Source organism: Nonomuraea sp. NPDC050691, from assembly GCF_040654455.1.
Classification (GTDB): Bacteria; Actinomycetota; Actinomycetes; order Streptosporangiales; family Streptosporangiaceae; genus Nonomuraea.
Genome location: NZ_JBFAIA010000170.1, coordinates 1 through 18,134, shown reverse-complemented (window position 1 = coordinate 18,134; position 18,134 = coordinate 1). Strand labels below are relative to the sequence as shown.

At 71.3% G+C, this 18,134-nt stretch carries 20 protein-coding genes; 10 read left to right on the top strand and 10 right to left on the bottom strand.

All coding sequences use genetic code 11. The features are described from left to right. Positions 1-63 precede the first annotated feature (63 nt). Both AB0H81_RS36585 and AB0H81_RS36580 read left to right on the top strand, forming a co-directional pair. Positions 64-573 (top strand): thiamine pyrophosphate-dependent enzyme, encoded by a 510-nt coding sequence (locus AB0H81_RS36585; protein WP_358384334.1) that lies wholly within the window; start codon positions 64-66, stop codon positions 571-573. Positions 574-644: 71 nt separating this feature from the next. Then, the gene (locus AB0H81_RS36580; protein WP_358384332.1) at positions 645-1,856 is read left to right on the top strand and encodes an MFS transporter; all 1,212 of its coding nucleotides are present in this window, start codon (positions 645-647) and stop codon (positions 1,854-1,856) included. Between the two features lie 6 nt (positions 1,857-1,862). Here the strand turns inward: AB0H81_RS36580 and AB0H81_RS36575 are convergent, their stop codons facing one another. Continuing rightward, a complete protein-coding gene (locus tag AB0H81_RS36575; protein ID WP_358384330.1) occupies positions 1,863-3,050 on the bottom strand; it encodes an MFS transporter in 1,188 nt (395 codons plus the stop codon). A gap of 87 nt (positions 3,051-3,137) precedes the next feature. Between AB0H81_RS36575 and AB0H81_RS36570 the strand changes: the two genes are divergently transcribed. After that, positions 3,138-3,878, top strand: a complete 741-nt coding sequence (locus AB0H81_RS36570; RefSeq protein ID WP_358384328.1) for a helix-turn-helix transcriptional regulator — start codon at positions 3,138-3,140, stop codon at positions 3,876-3,878. On the opposite strand, the gene AB0H81_RS36565 is transcribed toward AB0H81_RS36570, so the two are convergent. Next, entirely contained in the window at positions 3,866-5,149 is a 1,284-nt protein-coding gene (locus AB0H81_RS36565; RefSeq protein ID WP_358384326.1) for an MFS transporter, read from the bottom strand. The genes AB0H81_RS36570 and AB0H81_RS36565 overlap by 13 nt on opposite strands. Next, the gene (locus AB0H81_RS36560; protein ID WP_358384324.1) at positions 5,149-6,138 is read right to left on the bottom strand and encodes an NAD(P)/FAD-dependent oxidoreductase; all 990 of its coding nucleotides are present in this window, start codon (positions 6,136-6,138) and stop codon (positions 5,149-5,151) included. Before AB0H81_RS36560 ends, AB0H81_RS36565 begins: the two co-directional genes overlap by 1 nt. Before the next feature lie 92 nt (positions 6,139-6,230). Between AB0H81_RS36560 and AB0H81_RS36555 the strand changes: the two genes are divergently transcribed. After that, on the top strand, positions 6,231-6,809 hold the full coding sequence (locus AB0H81_RS36555; RefSeq protein ID WP_358384322.1) for an XRE family transcriptional regulator: 579 nt from the start codon (positions 6,231-6,233) through the stop codon (positions 6,807-6,809). Between the two features lie 28 nt (positions 6,810-6,837). Here the strand turns inward: AB0H81_RS36555 and AB0H81_RS36550 are convergent, their stop codons facing one another. Together AB0H81_RS36550 and AB0H81_RS36545 are read right to left on the bottom strand one after the other, a co-directional pair. After that, positions 6,838-7,200: a nuclear transport factor 2 family protein gene (locus tag AB0H81_RS36550; RefSeq protein ID WP_358384319.1), complete on the bottom strand. Its 363-nt coding sequence runs from the start codon at positions 7,198-7,200 to the stop codon at positions 6,838-6,840. 49 nt (positions 7,201-7,249) lie between these two features. Next, positions 7,250-7,951, bottom strand: a complete 702-nt coding sequence (locus tag AB0H81_RS36545; protein WP_358384317.1) for an NAD(P)H-binding protein — start codon at positions 7,949-7,951, stop codon at positions 7,250-7,252. A gap of 107 nt (positions 7,952-8,058) precedes the next feature. Between AB0H81_RS36545 and AB0H81_RS36540 the strand changes: the two genes are divergently transcribed. Then, positions 8,059-8,769: a TetR/AcrR family transcriptional regulator gene (locus AB0H81_RS36540; RefSeq protein WP_358384314.1), complete on the top strand. Its 711-nt coding sequence runs from the start codon at positions 8,059-8,061 to the stop codon at positions 8,767-8,769. 51 nt (positions 8,770-8,820) lie between these two features. On the opposite strand, the gene AB0H81_RS36535 is transcribed toward AB0H81_RS36540, so the two are convergent. Together AB0H81_RS36535 and AB0H81_RS36530 are read right to left on the bottom strand one after the other, a co-directional pair. Beyond that, the gene (locus AB0H81_RS36535; RefSeq protein ID WP_358384312.1) at positions 8,821-9,918 is read right to left on the bottom strand and encodes a hypothetical protein; all 1,098 of its coding nucleotides are present in this window, start codon (positions 9,916-9,918) and stop codon (positions 8,821-8,823) included. 152 nt (positions 9,919-10,070) lie between these two features. After that, positions 10,071-11,501, bottom strand: coding sequence for a PLP-dependent aminotransferase family protein (locus tag AB0H81_RS36530; RefSeq protein ID WP_358384309.1), 1,431 nt, complete (start codon positions 11,499-11,501; stop codon positions 10,071-10,073). Between the two features lie 58 nt (positions 11,502-11,559). Between AB0H81_RS36530 and AB0H81_RS36525 the strand changes: the two genes are divergently transcribed. Then, entirely contained in the window at positions 11,560-12,012 is a 453-nt protein-coding gene (locus tag AB0H81_RS36525) for a carboxymuconolactone decarboxylase family protein (protein ID WP_358384306.1), read from the top strand. A 91-nt stretch (positions 12,013-12,103) separates the two neighbouring features. Next, positions 12,104-13,324, top strand: a complete 1,221-nt coding sequence (locus AB0H81_RS36520) for an MFS transporter (protein WP_358384303.1) — start codon at positions 12,104-12,106, stop codon at positions 13,322-13,324. Here the strand turns inward: AB0H81_RS36520 and AB0H81_RS36515 are convergent, their stop codons facing one another. Both AB0H81_RS36515 and AB0H81_RS36510 read right to left on the bottom strand, forming a co-directional pair. Next, entirely contained in the window at positions 13,325-13,732 is a 408-nt protein-coding gene (locus AB0H81_RS36515) for a nuclear transport factor 2 family protein (RefSeq protein WP_358384301.1), read from the bottom strand. A 476-nt stretch (positions 13,733-14,208) separates the two neighbouring features. Then, a complete protein-coding gene (locus tag AB0H81_RS36510; protein WP_358384298.1) occupies positions 14,209-14,679 on the bottom strand; it encodes a VOC family protein in 471 nt (156 codons plus the stop codon). 203 nt (positions 14,680-14,882) lie between these two features. Here AB0H81_RS36510 and AB0H81_RS36505 point away from each other — a divergent pair, with 203 nt between their 5' ends. Together AB0H81_RS36505 and AB0H81_RS36500 are read left to right on the top strand one after the other, a co-directional pair. Then, complete coding sequence (locus AB0H81_RS36505; RefSeq protein WP_358384296.1) at positions 14,883-15,791, top strand: LLM class flavin-dependent oxidoreductase; 909 nt, start codon at positions 14,883-14,885, stop codon at positions 15,789-15,791. A 176-nt stretch (positions 15,792-15,967) separates the two neighbouring features. Beyond that, positions 15,968-16,465, top strand: coding sequence for an XRE family transcriptional regulator (locus AB0H81_RS36500; RefSeq protein WP_358384293.1), 498 nt, complete (start codon positions 15,968-15,970; stop codon positions 16,463-16,465). On the opposite strand, the gene AB0H81_RS36495 is transcribed toward AB0H81_RS36500, so the two are convergent. Beyond that, complete coding sequence (locus AB0H81_RS36495) at positions 16,377-17,228, bottom strand: bifunctional methylenetetrahydrofolate dehydrogenase/methenyltetrahydrofolate cyclohydrolase (protein WP_358384291.1); 852 nt, start codon at positions 17,226-17,228, stop codon at positions 16,377-16,379. The genes AB0H81_RS36500 and AB0H81_RS36495 overlap by 89 nt on opposite strands. 234 nt (positions 17,229-17,462) lie before the next feature. On the opposite strand from AB0H81_RS36495, the gene AB0H81_RS36490 reads away from it, so the two are divergent. Beyond that, positions 17,463-18,134 (top strand): ROK family protein (locus AB0H81_RS36490; RefSeq protein ID WP_358384288.1); only part of this gene is annotated, 672 nt, incomplete at its 3' end.

Sequence of the window (18,134 nt, the reverse complement as noted above, 5' to 3'; positions counted from 1 at the left end):
GCGGGGGATAAGCTTCGTAGTCGAGAGGGAAACAGCCCAGATCACCGACTAAGGCCCCGCCGCCTGCCCGCCGACGCCGTACTCCTCGAGGAGGCCCCGTCGGCCCGGCCCGACCTGCACCGGCTGGTTCCCGCCCGCAACCCCCTCGGGTTCGTGTCGGCCGCGATGGGCGGCCTGGGCTTCGCGCTGCCGGCGGCCGTGGGGCTGCGCATGGCCCTGCCCGCCCGGCCCGTGGTGGCCGTGACCGGCGACGGCTCCGCCCTGTACGGCCTGCACGCGCTGTGGAGCGCCGCGCACTACCGGGTCGGCGCGCTGTTCCTGGTGCTGTCCAACAGCCGGTACGCGGTGCTGGACCGGCTCGCGGAGCACCACGGGGCGAAGGCCCCGTGGCCCGCCTTCTCCGAGGTGGACATGAGCGGCCTGGCCCGGTCGCTGGGCTGCCCGTCGCTCCGGGTGGAGACCTACGCCGAGCTGACCGCCGCCCTCGACGAGGTCGTGCCCACGCTGGCCGTCCGCGAGGAGCCGCTGCTGCTCGACGTGACCGTGGCCGTGGACGCGGACCTCCAGCCATGACCACGCGGAGGGCGACGTAGCGGCGTACCCCTTCCGGCGGCGGGCTCCTGACCGGGTCGTACCCTTGCCAGATGTCCTCGGCGAGATCCGTCCTGCTGTACGCCGGCTTCGTGCTGGCCGCGCTCAACCTCCGCCCGGCCCTCGCCGGCCTCTCCCCCCTCCTCGACGAGATCATGACGGACGCCGGGCTCACGCCCGCGGCGGGCGGGGCCATCACCACGGTCATGGTGCTGTGCCTGGGGCTGTTCGGCTGGCTGACCCCGTTCCTGGCCCGCCGCACCGGACTCGACCGGACACTGCTCGCGGGCCTGCTGCTGCTGGCCTTCGGCGTGCTCGTCCGGGCGGCGGACGGCGCGCCCGCCCTCTACCTGGGCGCCGCCCTGGCCGGCACCGCCATCGCCATCATGAACGTCGCCATGCCCGGCGTGGTCAAACAGCACTTCCCCGACCGCGTCGGCCCCTGGACGTCGGTCTACGTCTCGGCCCTCGTCGTGGGCGCCGGGGCGGGGGCGGCGCTCATGGTGCCGCTGGAACGGCTCACCGGGTACGGCTGGCGGGGTGTGTCGGCGCTGGCGGCGGTTCCCGCGCTGGCCGCCGCGCTGCTCTGGCTGCCCCAGGCGTTCCACCGGCCCCGGCCCCAGGGTGAGCGCCCGGCGGCCGGGGACGCGGGACCGACGACCGTCGTGGGGAGCAGGCCGTTCGTGTCGCTGCTGCGGAGCCGGACGACGTGGTGGGTGACGGCGTTCATGGGGCTCCAGTCACTCACCTTCTACATCATGCTGGCCTGGCTGCCCACGATCTTCCAGGAGGCCGGCCTGCCCGCCGACCAGGCCGGATACCTGCTGAGCCTCACCAACCTGGCCCAGGTCGGGGCCACGTTCACGGTGCCCGTCCACGCGGGGCGGCGCGCCTCGCAGGTGCCGCACGTGGTGGCGTCGTCGGTGCTCACGATCATCGGGTACGTGGCCGTGCTGGCCGCTCCCACCACCGTGCCGTGGCTGTGGATGATCGTGCTGGGGCTCGGCCAGGGCGCGTCGCTCGCGCTGGCGCTGCTCATCATCGCCCAGCGCGCCCCGGACCCCGCGTCGGTGACGGCGCTGTCGGCGGTCGCGCAGTCGTTCGGGTACGTGCTGGCCGCGCTGGGGCCGCTGCTGATCGGCCTGCTGCGGCAGGAGTCGGGCGGCTGGACGGTGCCGCTGCTCGCGGGCCTCGCGGCCTGCGTGGCGCAGACCGTGACGGGCGTCCGCGCCGCCCGCCCCCACGTGGCCCGCGTGCCCGGCTGACGCCCTTCACCTGCGGGCCAGGGGCTTTCGCACGGCCGGCTCGGGAAGCGTCCGGAACAGCAGCCAGGCCAGGAAGGGCAGCACGACCAGCGGCGCCAGGGCCGTGCGCAGCGAGGTGGCGTCGGCGACCGCGCCGATGACCGGGCTGGCGAGCCCACCGACGCTGACCGTCAGGCCGAGGGTGATCCCGCTGGCCGTTCCGACGCGCGTGGGCAGGTAGTCCTGGGCCAGGGTCACCTGGAGCGAGAACGGGACGTAGAGGCCGGCGGAGGTCAGCGCAACGAACACGTAGATCGCCGGCCCCGGGACGAACACGGTCCCCGCCACCGCCGCGACGGTGACCAGGTACGCCCACCGCACGACGGTGACCCGGTCCCACCGCTCGGCGAGCCTGCCGCCCAGCACGGTGCCCACCGCCCCACCCGCGTACAGCACGAACAGCGCCGCCGTGCCCGCCACCGTTCCCCCGCCCGCGCGCTCCGGCACGTACGAGGAGATGAACGCGCTCAGCCCGACGAACACGATCGACCGGCAGACCACGGCCAGCGACAGCCGCGCGAACGCCCTTCTGTCGTCCGCTCCCCTGTCGCCGGCCCCCTCGGAGAACCCGCCGCCGGAGCCGCCGCGCGCCGGCCTCCCGAGAGCGCGCAGGACGGGCAGGCACAGCACGGCGCCCGCCAGAGCCGGCACGACGAGCAGCGGCGAGAGTCGCAGCCCGCCGACGCCGACGACGGCCGCGACCATGAGCGGGGCGCAGGCGAAGCCGATGTTGCCGCCGAGCGAGAACCAGCCCATCGCGCTGTGGCTGCCCCCGCTGGCGATCCGGGCGACCCGGGCGGACTCGGGATGGTACGCCGCGACCCCGATCCCGGACACGGCCACGAACGCCAGCGTCAGCGCGTACGAACCGCTCAACCCGCTCAACGCGACGCCCAGCCCGCCGAGCAGCGTGCTCACGGGCAGCAGCCACGGCATCGCCCACCGGTCGGTGAGCAGGCCGAACACCGGCTGCGCCACCGAGGACAGCAGCGACGCGGCGAGCACGACGCCCGAGACGACGGCGTAGGTGTAGGCGCGCTCGGCCACGAAGAACGGCACGAGCGCCGCCACGGCGCCCTGGTAGACGTCCACGCAGGCATGCCCGACCGAGAGCAGCACGATCGCCCTGTTCCTCGGCCCTTCGTCCGTCCGCACTCCACCGCTCCCGAGCTCCCGATCCTCTCCCACTCCGCCATGCTCGCCCGAAGGCTGCGTGTCGTACTTCCGATAACCTGCCAAGTGATGACGAACATCCGCCATGAGCCGACCGCGCCCACCCGCGCGCAGTGGCTGGCGCCGGGGGCGGCCATCGACGCGCACCGCCACGACGACCATCAGATCGTCTACGCCGCGCGCGGGGTGCTGACCATCACGACCGGCGCGGGCTCGTGGATCGCCCCGGCGACCCGCGCCATCTGGGTGCCCGCCGGAACGGTGCACGCCCACCGGGCGCACGGCGAGGTCGAACTCCACTTCGTCGGCCTGCCCGCGCGCGACAACCCGCTCGGCCTGGACGCGCCGACGGTGCTGACCGTCGGCCCGCTGCTGCGCGAGCTGATCCTCGCCTACACCCGCGCCCCGGACGACGACAGCCCCGAGCGCGGGCGTCTGCGAGCGGTCCTGCTCGACCAGTTGCGGGCCTCGCCCCAGCAGCCCGTGCACCTGCCCGCCCCGACCGCCCCGCGGCTGCGGGCGCTGTGCGACATCCTGCGGGCCGCCCCGGCCGACAACCGCACCCTCGCCGCCCTGGGCAAGCAGGTGGGCGCGAGCGACCGCACCCTGTCGCGGCTCTTCAGCAGCGACCTCGGCATGACGTTCCAGCAGTGGCGCACCCAGTTGCGCCTGTACCACGCCCTGGTCCTGCTGGCCGAGAACACCCCGGTGACGACCGTGGCGCACCGGTGCGGCTGGTCGTCGGCGAGCGCGTTCATCGACGTCTTCCGCCGCGCCTTCGGCCACACCCCGGGGGCTCACCTGCCCTGACGGAGCCGTGCCCGATCCAGGAGGACGAAAGGCACGGCGGCCGCGGCGAGGCCGGCCCCGATCAGGCAGACCGAGGTGAGGGAGGCCCCCTGCGTGAGCGAGGCGGCCGCCACGACGGGGGTGATGCTGATGCCCAGCTGGAAGGCCGACACGGTGGTGGCCCCGGCGAGGGTCGGCGCGTCGGCCGCGATGGCGAAGACGCGTCCGTAGAGGGCGGGGTTCAGCACGAACGCGGCGACGCCGATCAGGAAGACGGTGGGCACCACCACCCAGACCTGGCGGATCCCGACGGCCAGCACGACCGACAGGATCACGATCGCCGACGCGCCGGCGAGGAGCGCGAGATGAGGGCGCCGGTCGGAGACGCGGCCGCCGACGGACAGGCCGGCGAAGGCGCCGATCCCGAAGAGCGCGAGGATCGCCGGGATCCAGACCTCGGGGATCGCGGTGACGTCGGCGAGCATGGCCGCCAGGTAGTTGAACGAGATCATGTACGCCGCGGTGGTCAGGATCGTGACCGCGTAGATGACCCAGAGCATCGGTCTCCGCATCGTGGCGAGCTCCCGCGCGACACTCGGCATCCTGACGGGCTCCCGCGAGACACCCGGCTCGGCGAGCCGGTCGACGTCCGGGCCGGTGGGGCGGTCGAGGTCCGGACCGGCGGGCCGGTCGACGTCAGTGTCGGCGGCGGGGAGCCCGAGGAGGCAGCCGGCGATCCCGGCGGCCGTCAGCGCCACGACCGCCCAGAAGCCGCCGCGCCACTGGGTGAAGTGGCTGAGCAGCGTGCCCGCGGGACCGCCGGCGACCATGGCCACGCTGAGCCCGCTGACCACGACTCCGGAGGCGCGGGCGTTCCGGTCCGGCGTCACCAGGCTGATCGCGGTCACCGACGCGACAGCGAAGAAGCCCGCGTAGGCGACACCCGACACCACCCTCGTCACCAGCAGGACCTGGTAGTCGCCGAGCAGTCCGGCGACGACGCCGGCCGCGAAGAGGACCTGGGTCGCCACCAGCGCGGTGCGGCGAGGCCAGCGCAGGCTGAGCACGGCGAACGGCGGGCCGCCGATCACGACGCCCAGCGCGAACGCGGTGATCAGGAAGCCGGCCGAGGAGAGCGTGACGTCCAGATCGGCGGCCACCGCCGGCAGCACGCCGGCCAGCAGGAACTCCGCGGTTCCCATCGCGAACAGGCTGAACCCGAGCAGGTACACGCCGGCGGGCAACCTGCCGGAGCCGGTGTTCCTGGCCGTCTCCGTGGTCGTCCCGGCCATCAGACCGCACCCTCAGCGGCCGACAGTTCCCGTTCGAGCAGCCAGGCGGCCATGGTGACGGCGGCGGCGGAGCCCGCGCCCGCGGCGCCGACGACCTGGGCGCGAGGGTTGACCACGTTCCCGGCCGCCCAGAGCCCGGGCACGTTTGTGGCACCGTGGGAATCGACGGCGACGAGTCCGCTCACCGGGTCCTTGCCCGCGCCGAGCGCGGTCAGGATCGCGTCGCGGGGCACGGGGCGAGGCGCCACGAAGACGGCCCCGCACGCGACCGTCTCGCCGTTGTCGAGCTCGACCGCGACCGAGTCACCGTCCGCCGTGCCGGCACGCGTCACGACCGGGTCGTCCTCCCCTGTACCGGCGCTCGTGGTGACCCGGGTGACGCGCGCGTCGATCAGACGCACCCCGTACGCCGTGAGCCGTCCCCGCTCGGCGGCGCCGACCTCGGCGCCGTTGACGCAGAACGTCACTGAGGAGCTGTAGCGGCGCATCAGCGCGGCATGATGCGCCGACACCGCCGCCATCGCCCCGCCGATCACCGCGATGGCGCGTCCACGCACCTCGTAGCCATGGCAGTGGGGACAGTGGTGCACCTCGGACGCCCACCGCTCGGCCAGTCCCGGGATGTCGGGCAGTTCGTCCCTCACCCCGGTCGCGACCAGCACCGACCGGGCGCGCAGGACGCGGTCGTCGCCGAGCCGCAGCTCGAACGTGCCGTCCGGGGCGCGCCGCGCGCCGGTCACCGATGCCCGCACCAGTGTCCCGCCGTAACGGGTGAGCTCGTCCTGCCCGGTCGCGACGAACTCCTTCGGCGCCATGCCGTCCCGGGTCAGGTATCCGTGCATGTGGTCGGCGGGCCCGTTCCGGGGCTCGCCGCCGTCGACGACGAGAGTCGCGAACCGCGCCCTCGCGAGAACGACCCCCGCCGACAGACCGGCCGCCCCACCACCGACGATGATCGTGTCCCACGTCGGATCCGTTGTCGTGTCCATTCGGATCACCTCCACCGGGAGGATCGCGAAGCTCGGCCGGAATCGACAAAGGCCGTTGCTGATTCCGGGACACATCGGGTTGACTGCGCCCCATGGACGCACAACCGAGCGTCGGCGCCGTGATCGAGCAGATCGCTCCCCGGCTGCGACGCGCCCGCGAGAAGAAGGGCGTCAGCCTGGCCGACCTCGCGCGAGCCACCGGCATCTCGACCAGCACGCTGTCCCGGCTGGAATCAGCTCAGCGCAAGCCGAGCCTCGAACTGCTCCTGCCGATCACCGCGGCGCTGGGCATCCCCCTCGACGAGATCGTCGCAGCGCCCCGGATCGTCGACCCGCGCGTGCCGCAGGAGCCCACCAGCAAGGACGGCCGGGTGCTGATCCCGCTGTCGCGGCAGCAGGGCGAGCCACGCGCGTACAAGATGATCATTCCGGCGCACGACGAAGAGCCCCACCTGCGGACCCACGCGGGCCACGAATGGCTCTACGTGCTCCGCGGACGGCTCCGCGTCAAGCTGGGCGACCACGACTTCGTCATGGGAGCCGGCGAGGCGGCCGAGTTCGACTGCCGGATCCCGCACTGGTTCGGCGCCGCCGGCCGCGGCAACGTCGAAGTGCTCAGCCTCTTCGGCAAGCAGGGCGAACGCATCCACCTCCGCACCCGGCAGCGCTGACGCGGCCTTGGGCGACACGTCTCCGCACTCAGCCGAAGAAGTTGCAGGCACGGTTGATCCGTCCTTCCTCCATGCTCAGGACGCCGTAACCGGTGGCCAGAGGAGCCGTGGTGGAGGCACCGGGCTGGACGAGGTGCCAGGAGAACAGGGCCAGGTCATGGTGGGTACTGATCACCTTGGTCACCGCGAGCGTCAGGTTGCCGAGTTTCTCCTCACGCGCATGGCCTATGGCGGCCGCGATGTCGTCGCGACCTTCGGCCGTCCAGTCCGGGTCGATGACTGTGGCGTTCTCTGTGAAGATCGCCTCGATGGTGGCGTTGCGGTGGCCGCGATCCTGGTCGTTCCACAACGCGAAATAGGTGTGGACGATGTCGTCGATGGTGTCGCTCATGACGTGATCTCCTAGGTGTCTGCCGAGGCGGGGCGGGTGCCCGGCCGGTTCAGTAGCCGATGGTGAAGCGTCGCTGGACGAAGCGAGGGAGTTCCGCCTCGTCGACGAGGGCGATGGCGGCGTCCTCGGAGGAGATGCGGCTGCGTCCGTCGGCGTCGAGGACCGGCTGGTCACCACCGATCCGGAACCGGCCGGTGCGCCGGCCGGGGGCGATCTCCTCGGCGGGGCTGAAGTAGGTCCAGAGCCGGTTGGACGTGCGCAGGACGTTCAAGGCATCCCGATGTCCGCGCACGGCGGCGGCGTACTCTCTCGGCAATCCCAGCTCGTCGAGGCTCTTGTGCAGGAGCTCGTCGGAGTCTGCTCGTACGAGGCCAGGCTCGATCTCCAGGCTGCCGGCTCCGCCGATCACGATCAGCCGCGTCCGGGGATGGCTCTCCAGCGCCTTGAGCAGCGCCCTGGCGGCGGTGGCGTAGACCGTGGGATCAGCAATCGAGCGCGACACGGTGTCGTCGAAGTCAGCGGCGGCGTTGCCGGGCTGGTATCCGCTGATCAGGACGTCCAGCCCGGGCAGGACCCGGGCGATGCTTCCGGCGTCGAGGACGTCGACGGTCTTCCAGACGATGTTCTCTCGCTCTTCGTCGATCCGGGTGGCGTCGCGGGTGAACGCCGTGACGTGATGCCCTCGGTGGAGGGCTTCGGTGACGACACGGCTTCCGATGCCGCCCGTGGCTCCGATGATTCCGATGTGCATGACTCTCCCTGTTCGCTGCGCGGCGTTCGCTGCGTGGCGTGAGGAGACTATACGGCGTGAAGTTTGCTGTACGCCACTCAGTCCAGTGACGCTGTAGAGTGACTGCTGTGGGAAGCACAGGAGGACGTCGCGAACGGCTGCGAGCCGAGACGACAGCGGAGATCAAGCAGGTCGCGCTCAAGCTGATGGCCACGGGCGGACCTGACGCGATCACGCTGCGGGCCATCGCCCGCGAGATGGGCATGACCGCCAACGCGATCTACGGCTACTTCGCCACCCGCGACGATCTGGTCACCATGCTGATCAACGAGGTGTACACCGCGCTGGCCGACGCCGTGGACGCCGCATGGGCCGAAGCCCCCGCCGGGCACGCGGCCGGCCGGATCCAGACGTGGGCGCGGGCCTTCCGGGACTGGGCTCTGGCCAATCCCGAGGGATTCCGCCTCATCTACGGCGACCCGGTGCCCGGTTACCAAGCACCCGAGGGCGGCGCCGCCCCGGACGCCGCGCACCGGGTCTGCACGGGCATCGCCGCCCTCGCGGACGCCGCCTGGCCGCACGCCCGACATCTGTACGCGCACGGCGACTTCCAGTGGTCCGACTTCGACGCCGGGCTCCTCGACAAGGTCCGCCCCGCGTTTCCCGACCTGCCGCCGGCCGGCGTGGCACTGGCGCTGCGCATCTGGGGCCACCTGCACGGTCTGGTGTCGCTGGAGATCTACGGACACCTGCACACGCAGACGATCAACCCCGGCAAGCTCTTCCAGGAAGAACTGACCCAGCTCGTCCGGTCACTGGGCATCGACTCCAAGGAGTGACGGCCCTCAGCGCCGCCGGAGCCTGCTTGCCGGGGCACGCCCTTGTCCCGCTCACCCGGCGGAGATGCTCCAGACTCGGATGGTGCCGTCGTGGTGACCGGTCACGACGACGGGCGCGCCGTCGATCTCGGTGGTGATGACGGCCGTCGGAGCTTGCTCATCGGGGACGGCCAGCGGGCCACCGAGCTGTTCGGCACGGGCGAGGTCCCAGATCCGGGGCGGTTCCTCCAAGGCCTCGGTGACGGCGATCGGGCGCCCGCCGAGCCGGGCCACGGTGATCCCCTTGATGGCGCCGGCGTGCCCGGACAGTGGCGCCCCGACCGGCCGGCCGCCGGCCAGGTCCCAGATCCGCAGCGTGTTGTCGTCACCGGCGGTGAGGATGACCGGGCGGTCGGCCACCTCGGTCACCGCGATGGCGGAGACGTGGTCGCCGGTCCGCCTGGGACCGCCTACGGGCACCCCCGTGAGGGCGTCCCAGACCTCGACGTGGGGGTCGTGACCGCCGGTGACGGCAAGCGGACGGCCATCCACCACAGCGGCGGCCATCACGCCGTTGTAGCTGCCCCGGATCTCCGCGGCGCGCTCACCGGACGCGAGCGCCGCGACGAGCAGCACACCCTCCTCGCTGCTGCTGAGCACCAGGGGCCCGCGTTCGGAAGGGAGGACGGTCAGGGCAGTGACACCGAGGCCGTGCCCGGTCATGGTCCTGCCGACCTTCCCACCGGTGGCCACGTCCCAGCACCGGACCGCGCCGCCCGTGTAGTCCTCACCGAGCAGAGACGTCAGGTCGAACCGGCCGCCGCCGGTCACGATCACCGGGCGGCCGTCGACGGTCACCGCAGTCAGCCGGGAGACGACCTCGAACGCGTCCGCCTCGCCCATCTCGTCCTCGAGACCCTCGAGCTCGTCCTCGTCCTCCCTGTCCCAGATGATCCCCTCGGCGTCGGGGACCGGCCCCTCGGGTGCGGCGCTGTCGAGGTCGATGGGGCGCGCAACGCGTTCACCCGTGGTCAGATCGCAGGTCCACAGGGCACCGTCGCCGTGCGCGCCGATCAACGCCGGGACACCGTCCAGGACGAGCGGGGCGAGCGCGTGAACGGCATGCCCCTCCGGGTCGCGGAGGGAACGGGAGACTCGGTGATCATGCATGCGTAGGACCGTAGTCCACGGTCACCGAGACCTGAGTGGGTGAGCCATCGTGCGGCCCGGCGCGTGTGACGCCACCCCGCCGTCCCGGGCTGGGCGATCCGGCCGGCAGCTGCGCCGGGGCGTGCGGAGATCGTGTCCAGGCGCGGCGTTTCCTACGGCAGGTCTGGCAGGGCGAGGCAGAGGGCCTCCAGCGCGGCGGCGAACGCGTGTTCCGGCGGTGTGCCGTATCCGATGACCAGGCCGTCGCGGAGTGGCATCCTGCTGTCGGGGTGCCGATACGGGGCCAGGCCGTCCAGGGCGAGGCCGAGGCGGCGGGCGGCGCGGAGCGCGGCTCGCTCGCTGTCCGGAGGCAGGTCGACGACGGCGTGCAGGCCCGCGGCGATGCCGCTGACGGTGATGTGCGGGGCGCGTTCGGCGAGCGTGGCGGTGAGCAGGTCACGGCGATGCCGGTAGATCCTGCGCATGCGGCGCAGGTGGCGGTCGTAGGAGCCGCAGGCGATGAAGTCGGCCAGGGTGAGCTGATCGGTCACGCCGGACCAGAGTTCACGCGGCCCTTTGGCGGCCGCGATGTCGTCCACCAGTGAGCTGGGCAGCGCCATCCAGCCGAGCCGCAGCGAGGGCGACAGGCTCTTGCTGGTCGAACCGAAGTAGACGACGCGGTCGGGGTCGAGGCCCTGTACGGCGCCGACCGGTTCGCGGTCGTAGCGGAACTCGCCGTCGTAGTCGTCCTCAAGCAGCAGGCCGCCCGTGGCGCGGGCCCAGTCGATGACCGCGGCCCGGCGTTCGGGGTGCAGGGCGCCTCCGGTGGGGTACTGGTGCGCGGGTGTGAGCAGGACGGCTCGCGCGCCCGTGGCCGCAAGGTCCTCGACACGCGCGCCGTCGGCGTCCACGGCCAACGGCACGGTCGGCAGGCCCGCCTCGGCGAGGATGGAGCGGTGGAAGCCGAGGCCGTACGCCTCGACGGCTACCGGACCGCGCAGCACCTGCGACACCAGCCGCAACCCGTGCGCGTAACCCGAGCAGATCACGATGTGCTCGGCCTTGGTGCGTACGCCTCTGGTCCGCGCCAGGTACTCCACCAGCGCCTGACGCAGCTCCGGCCGGCCTCGGGGATCGCCGACGCCGAACGCGTCGCTGGGCGCGGCGGCCAGGGCGCGTCGGGCCGAGGCGATCCAGGACGATCGCGGGAAGGCTGCGGCGTCGGGAGAGCTGGGCATCAGGTCGTGGATGACACGCAGGCGCGACGGGCGCTGGGGGGACCGCGTGTGGCCGGGTTCGAGGGGTGCGGCGCGGTGCGCGACGTGCGTACCGGAGCCTTGCCGGGCGGTGAGCCAGCCTTCCTCGACGAGCTCGGCGTACGCGGCCGCGACGGTGTTGCGGGCGATGCCCAGGTCCAGGGCGAGGGCGCGGTAGGGCGGCAGCCGGGTACCGGGCGCCAGCCGTCCCGAGTGGATCGCCTCGCGCAGGGCCCGCATCAGCCGCACGCGCGCCCCGCCTCCACCGGTGAGCTCCAGGTGCAGATCGCTGCCGCCGTCTGGGCCGAGGTCGCTCACCATCACGTCCGGCATCGGAAATTGACCCACGAAATATCCACGAGAATGCACCATATCTTGGGCCGATCCCGCTCCTAGGGTCGGAACCATGACGAACGTCGCCATTCCCGCACGCATGAACCTTTCAGTTGTCGCCCCCAAGGTCTTCAAGGCCGTGCTGGCCCTGGACACCGTGGCCCGCGAAGGCTTGGACCCCGTCCTGGTCGAGCTGGTGCAGATCCGCGCCAGCCAGATCAACCGGTGCGCATACTGCATCGACTACCACACCGGCGACGCCCGGCGGGCCGGCGAGCGGGAGGCGCGCATCTACCAGCTGAGCGCCTGGCAGGAATCCAGCCTCTACACCGCCGAGGAGCGCGCCGCCCTGGCGCTGACCGAGGCGGTGACCCTCCTGCCGCATGGCGTCGAGGACGAGGTGTACGACGAGGCCGCGCGGCATTTCGACGACAAGGAGCTCGCCCAGCTCATCGCCCTGATCTTCACGGTCAACGCCTGGAACCGGATGAACGTGACCACGCGTAAGACCCCAGGCACCGAGTAACCACGTCCCAGCCTCCTCCCGCTCACGGGCGGTGGCCGCCTCGCTCGCGGCCACCGCCCGTGGCGCGACCGCCTCGGAAAGGCCCGCACCCGTGACATCCATCGACAACCCGCCATCGGACGTGGCCCGGGACACCAGCCCTTCACCGGTCCGGGGCTGGCTCGCCATCCTCGCCGTGACGCTCGGAATCTTCGCCCTGATGACCTCCGAACTGCTCCCCGTCGGGCTGCTCACCCCGATCGGCGCCGAGCTGGACGTCTCCGATGGCACCACCGCGCTCATGGTCACCGTGCCTGGACTGGTCGCCGCCGTCGCGGCGCCGCTGGTCACCGTGGCCACCGCCAGGATCGACCGCCGGCTCGTGCTGGCCCTGCTGATCGGGATGGTGGGCGCGGCCAACCTCGCCTCCGCCTTCGCCACCGGCTTCGCCGTCGTGCTGCTCGCCCGCTTCCTGATCGGTATCAGTGTCGGCGGCTTCTGGTCCCTGGCCGGCGGCATCGCGCTCCGCCTGGTTCCCGAGCGCCATGTCGCCCGCGCCACCGCCGTCGTCTTCGGCGGCGTCGAGACCGCCTCCGTGCTCGGCGTGCCCGCCGGCACCCTGGCCGGCGACCTCAGCGGCTGGCGCACCGCGTTCGCGGCCGTGGGCGTGCTCGGCCTCGTCTCGCTGACCTGCATGGTCGCCGTGATGCCCAAAGTGCCACCACAGCGCACGATGACGTTCGGCGACCTGCCGCGGGTCTTCCGCGCGCACACCGCGGTACGCGTCGGCATCGCCATGACGTTCCTGGCCATCACCGGACACTTCACCGCCTACACGTTCGTCCGGCCCATCCTCCAGGACGACGGCGTCGCCGACGGCATGATCAGCGTGCTGCTGCTGGTCTTCGGCATCGCCGGCATCTGCGGCAACTTCATCGCCGGCGCCCTGATCACCACGCGCCTGCGGCGGAGCGTGTGCGGCATCAGCGTGCTCCTGTCCGCCGCCATGGCCGCCCTCGCGAGCATCGAGCACAACACCGTGTCGGCGGCCGTGATCCTCATCGTCTGGGGTCTCGGCTACGGCGCCGTCCCGGTCACCTTCCAGACCTGGATCCTCAACGCCGCACCGGCCGCCACCGAGGCCGCGTCCTCCCTGTACGTGTCGATGTTCAACCTGTCCATCGCCTTCGGCGCCCTCGTCGGCGGCCTGGCGGTCGACGCCACCTCCACGGTGAACGTGCTGTGGATCGGGGCCGCGCTGGCCATCCTGGTGCTGCCGATCGTCGGCACCAGGCCCACCCACCAGGCTCGCCGCCCCGGGCAACTCACGTGATCACTGCGCTTCTTCCAACTGCTTGCTGATCTGATCGATCCGACGGATCCGACCGTCTGCCGCCAGATGGCCGAACATGTAGATCTCCGCCGCGAACGTTCTGCCCTTGCGCAACCTGGTGCGCAAGGTCCACCTGGCCGCGATCCGATCACCCGAGACCAACGCCTCGTGGATCTCGACACCAGACCAGTTGTCAGCGGTCATCGCCTCTTTGTCGACATTCTTACGGACAGGGCGGACATGATCGATCATGCGCTGCCGGTCGATCACGAGCCCGTCGTTGCAGTACTCGAAGTCCGGAACGAAGTAGCGATCGAGGATCGCGTACGGCTCTTCGTCGGAGACAGCCATGTCCCGGGTGTAGGTGGTCAGAAAGTCAGCGAGGTCGCGCTCGGAGCCGATGCCCATGAAGCTTCCTTGGAGTGAGAGGGACCCTGCGATCATCTGTAGATCAGATGGGTCTCGATCCTCGCCGTCCACGCTTGTCGCCGTCGTCATACGGCCGAAGACGGTACGCCTTACGCCCGCCGTCGTACGTTTCCGTGCGGCTACGACACCGGAAGTACTCCCCCGCCGTCTGCGCAGCCGCCTCTGTTACGTGAACGACCAGCCTCCCGGCCCGCTTGCCGTAGCGGGGCTGCCGGGTCGGGTGATCGGTTCCGCGGCCGAACCGGCACGCCGCGCATGAGCAGGCAGCTTCTTCGTTGCGGGAGACAGCAGGGAGGGCGGTGGCGTGCCGCGCAGCGATCCGTCGCTTCCGCGAGTTCTTCCAGCGTGGCCCGATGCAGGCACAGCACGACGGTGTAGATCGTCCTGTGCGCGGGTCGGCATCGTGGAGGGCAGGGAGGAGATGACCCTCCCTGCCAGTCCGAAGTTCAACCGGTTCAGCCGGGAAGCAGGCTGCCGCCCTTGAGCAGCTCGGTCCCACGGCGAGCGATCTCCTCTGACGAGAGGTCTTCGGTGTGGGTCAGAAGGACCCACAGGTGCCCGAATGGGTCTCTCAGCATGGCCGACCGGGCTCCGTAGAACATGTCGGTCGGAGGCTGGAGCAACTCGGCGCCGGCGCGGACGGCCTGGGCGCTGAGCGTGTCCACGTCATCGACATAGATATGGAGACCCACTGTCGAGCCACCCGCGGCACCAGGAGCTTTGAAGGGGCCATCCGCGTCCCCGACCATGAGGACCGAGCCCTTGATGCTGATCTCGGCATGCGCAATCCGGCCTTCCGGGTCGGCAATGCGGAACAACTCCTCGCCGCCGAAGGCCTCAGCGTAGAACTGGATGGCCTTTGCGGCGCCGTCCACCATGAGGTGCGGAACAGCGGCGTATCGATAGCGCTCGGGAACCGATGTCATCACAGTGATCCTTTCGAGAAGTACTTGCTGCTGAAGACCGTAGAAGTTCAAGCAGAGTTGAGGTCAAGTCGAGGATTCTGGGCGTCTTTCAGCGCGTCCGCCGCTGAGCCTGGTCGTGAGTGCGACAACCGGCGCAGTTGACCTCAACTCTGCTTGAACTCCTAGCGTGGTCTGCAATTCCGATCCGAACGCTTAGGAGGATCATGATGCGGATCAGCACCACCCTGCCCATGACACAGGCCGGCGTGCCTGACATCGCGATGGCGCGTCACCTTGAAGCCCTTGGCTATGACGCGGTCAGCATGGCCGATTTCATCGTCGGAGATGGGACGCCGGGCTTTGACGCCACGCTTGTTCTGGCGGCCGCCGCAACCGTGACCGAAAGGATCGGACTGGAGTTCGGCGTGCTCAGCCTCCCGGTGCGCCCCACCGCTTGGGTCGCTACGCAGATGCAGACCCTTCAGCACCTGTCAGGCAACCGAGTTGTCCTTGGCGTCGGGATCGGAGGCTTCCCGGGCTCGCCGTTCTGGCGTGCGGTTGGGGCGCCACTTCAGGGTCGCGGGCGCTGGACCGACGAAGCGTTGCAAGCGTTGCCGGGCCTTATCCGTGGTGAGGCGACCAAGCTGGGCGAGAGTGAGGTCACCCTCGGCCCCGCCGCTCCGGTCCCGCCCATCCTCATCGGGGGGAACTCCGAGGCGGCGATGCGCCGTGCCGTCCTTCATGGTGACGGTTGGGTACCCTCCTTGATCAGTCCTGCGGCTCTGGCCAAGAAGGTGGTACGGCTACGTGAGGTCGCCCATGAGCTCGGACGCCCGGTCCCGTCGATCTCCGTGGGAGGTCATGCGATCCTCGTCGACAACCCGACTGCCATCGAGTCCTTCATCCGCGTGCTGGTGGACGTGCATCGAATGGCGCCGGAGGAAGCAGAGGCTGTCCCGGTCACTGGCGGCCCGGAGCAGGTGGCGGAACGCCTCCACGCCTACTCGGAGGCCGGAGCCGACATGGTTGGACTCAGCCTTGACGGCGGGGACTGGACTCGGCAGGTAGAAACACTCGCAGAAGCCAGAGCACAGCTGAGCCGTGCCCGGACGGAGGAAGCAGATCAAGGATGATCGTCTGTGGGCACGTGAGGACAGCAGCGACGGTTTGACGTCTGTTCGCCTTGTTGAGCGGCGGCTCCACGAGGCCTCGGAGTAGTCGCGCGCGTCTCCCACTTCAGATGCCGAACGGCCCGTAGATCACCCCGCCACCCAACGTCAAAGCCGAGGCACACCGCCGTCATCCCGAGTTGGCAGACCCTGAACGTCAGGCCGACGCCCGCACCGAACTCGACGCCCACCACCTCAGGGAGCTCCGCAAGTCCATGGGGAAGACCCAAGCCGAGATCACCCAGATCCTGGGTGTATCCCAGTCCCGGATCTCTCAGTGGAACGGCAACATCGAGGCCATGGAGCTGGAGGTCCTCCGCGCCTACGCTGCGGCGCCAGGCGGGCAGCTGGACATCACCATCAGGGTCGGCCCCCACTCGGTGAAGGTGGCACATCTCTGGGGTGCGGGGCGGAGCCCCGCTCGGAGCGTCCGAGCGGAGCGAGGGCCATGCCTGTGGGGGTCGAAGGGGGCGGAGCCCCTGGGGAGCGCTGTCCGAGCCCCCCTGCGCGAAGCGCCCCTTCGACGAGGGCCTTGCAGTCGCGAGAGCCCTACGCGAGGGCCTTCTCGGCGGCCTCCACCACGTTGGACAGCAGCAGCGCGCGCGTCATCGGCCCCACTCCCCCCGGGTTCGGGGTGAGGAAGCCCGCCACGTCCTCCACGTCCGCCGCCACGTCGCCGGCGATCTTGCCGTTGACGCGCGAGACGCCCACGTCGAGGACGGCCGCGCCCGGCTTGACCATGTCGCGGGTGATGAGGTCGGGGACGCCGGCCGCGGCGACGACGATGTCGGCCCGGCGGACGTGCCCCGCGAGGTCCTGGGTGCCGGTGTGGCAGAGGGTCACGGTGGCGTTCTCGCTGCGGCGGGTGAGCAGCAGGCCGAGCGAGCGGCCCACCGTGATGCCGCGCCCCACGACGGCCACCTCGGCGCCCTTGATGGGCACGCCGTACTCCTGCAGGAGCAGCACGATGCCGTGGGGCGTGCAGGGCAGCGGGGCGTCGACCATGTGGACGAGCCGGCCGAGGTTGACCGGGTGCAGGCCGTCGGCGTCCTTGGCCGGGTCCATGCGCTCCAGCAGGGCCATCGTGTCGAGGTGCTTGGGCAGCGGGAGCTGGACGATGTAGCCGGTGCAGGCGGGCGAGGCGTTGAGCTCGTCGATGGCGGCCTCGACGTCGGCCTGTGTGGCGGTCTCGGGCAGGTCGACGCGGATGGAGGCGATGCCGACCTCGGCGCAGTCGCGGTGCTTGCCCGCGACGTAGATCTGGCTGCCGGGGTCGTCGCCGACGAGGACGGTGCCGAGGCCGGGCGTGACACCTCGCTCCTTGAGCGCGGTCACCCGCTTGGTGAGGTCTGCCTTGATGCGGGCGGCGGTGGCCTTGCCGTCGAGTTTCACTGCGCTCATGTCACCCCATCCTTCCATGTCGGGGCGGGACTCCGGCAAGCCGGGGCCCCGATTGACATCGTTGTCATCGGGGCACGGACGGCATAGTGTGACGCTCGCCAGCCACAGCGGGGCCGGCCGCCGCCGCGCGTCCACCCGGTGGCTCGACCAGCAGCGCGTCGAAAGGATCCGACTCGTGCCCGGACTTGTACCCCCAGGCGACCCCCGCCGGCCCGACCACCACCGCGAGCACTGATGGGCCGCGTCCTCGCGATCGACATAGGCGGCACCAAGCTGGCCGCCGCGCTGGTGGACGCCGACGGCGCCGCCGCCCGTTCCGCGACCCGGCCGACGCCGCGTACGGAGGTCATGGCCGCCCTGGCCGGCCTGGTCGGCGAGGTCGTCGGCGACGGCCCGGCGCCGCTCGCGGTCGGCATCGGCTGCGCCGGCCCGATCAACCTGGCCGACGGCACGGTCAGCCCGGTGAACATGCCGAGCTGGCGCGGGTTCCCGCTGCGCGACGAGGTGCGTGAACTGACCGGGGCGCCGGCGGTGCTCGCGGGAGACGCCCAGTGCTTCGCCCTGGGCGAGTATTGGCTCGGCTCCGGGCGCGGCAGCTCGGCGTTGCTGGGCATCGTGGTGTCCACCGGCATCGGCGGCGGGCTGGTGATCGGCGGTGCGCCGCTGCTCGGCCCGACCGGCAACGCCGGGCACGTCGGTCACATGACGATCGACCCGTACGGCGAGCTGTGCGAATGCGGTGGGCGTGGCTGCGTCGAGCGCTACGCCAGCGGCCCCAACCTGGCCCGCTGGGCGCTGGCCAACGGCTGGAAGGCGCCCGAGGGCGAGCCCGCCGACGCGCGGACCCTCGCCGCCGGCGCCGCGAAGGGCGAGCCGGTCGCGGTGGCCGCGTTCGAGCGCGGCGCG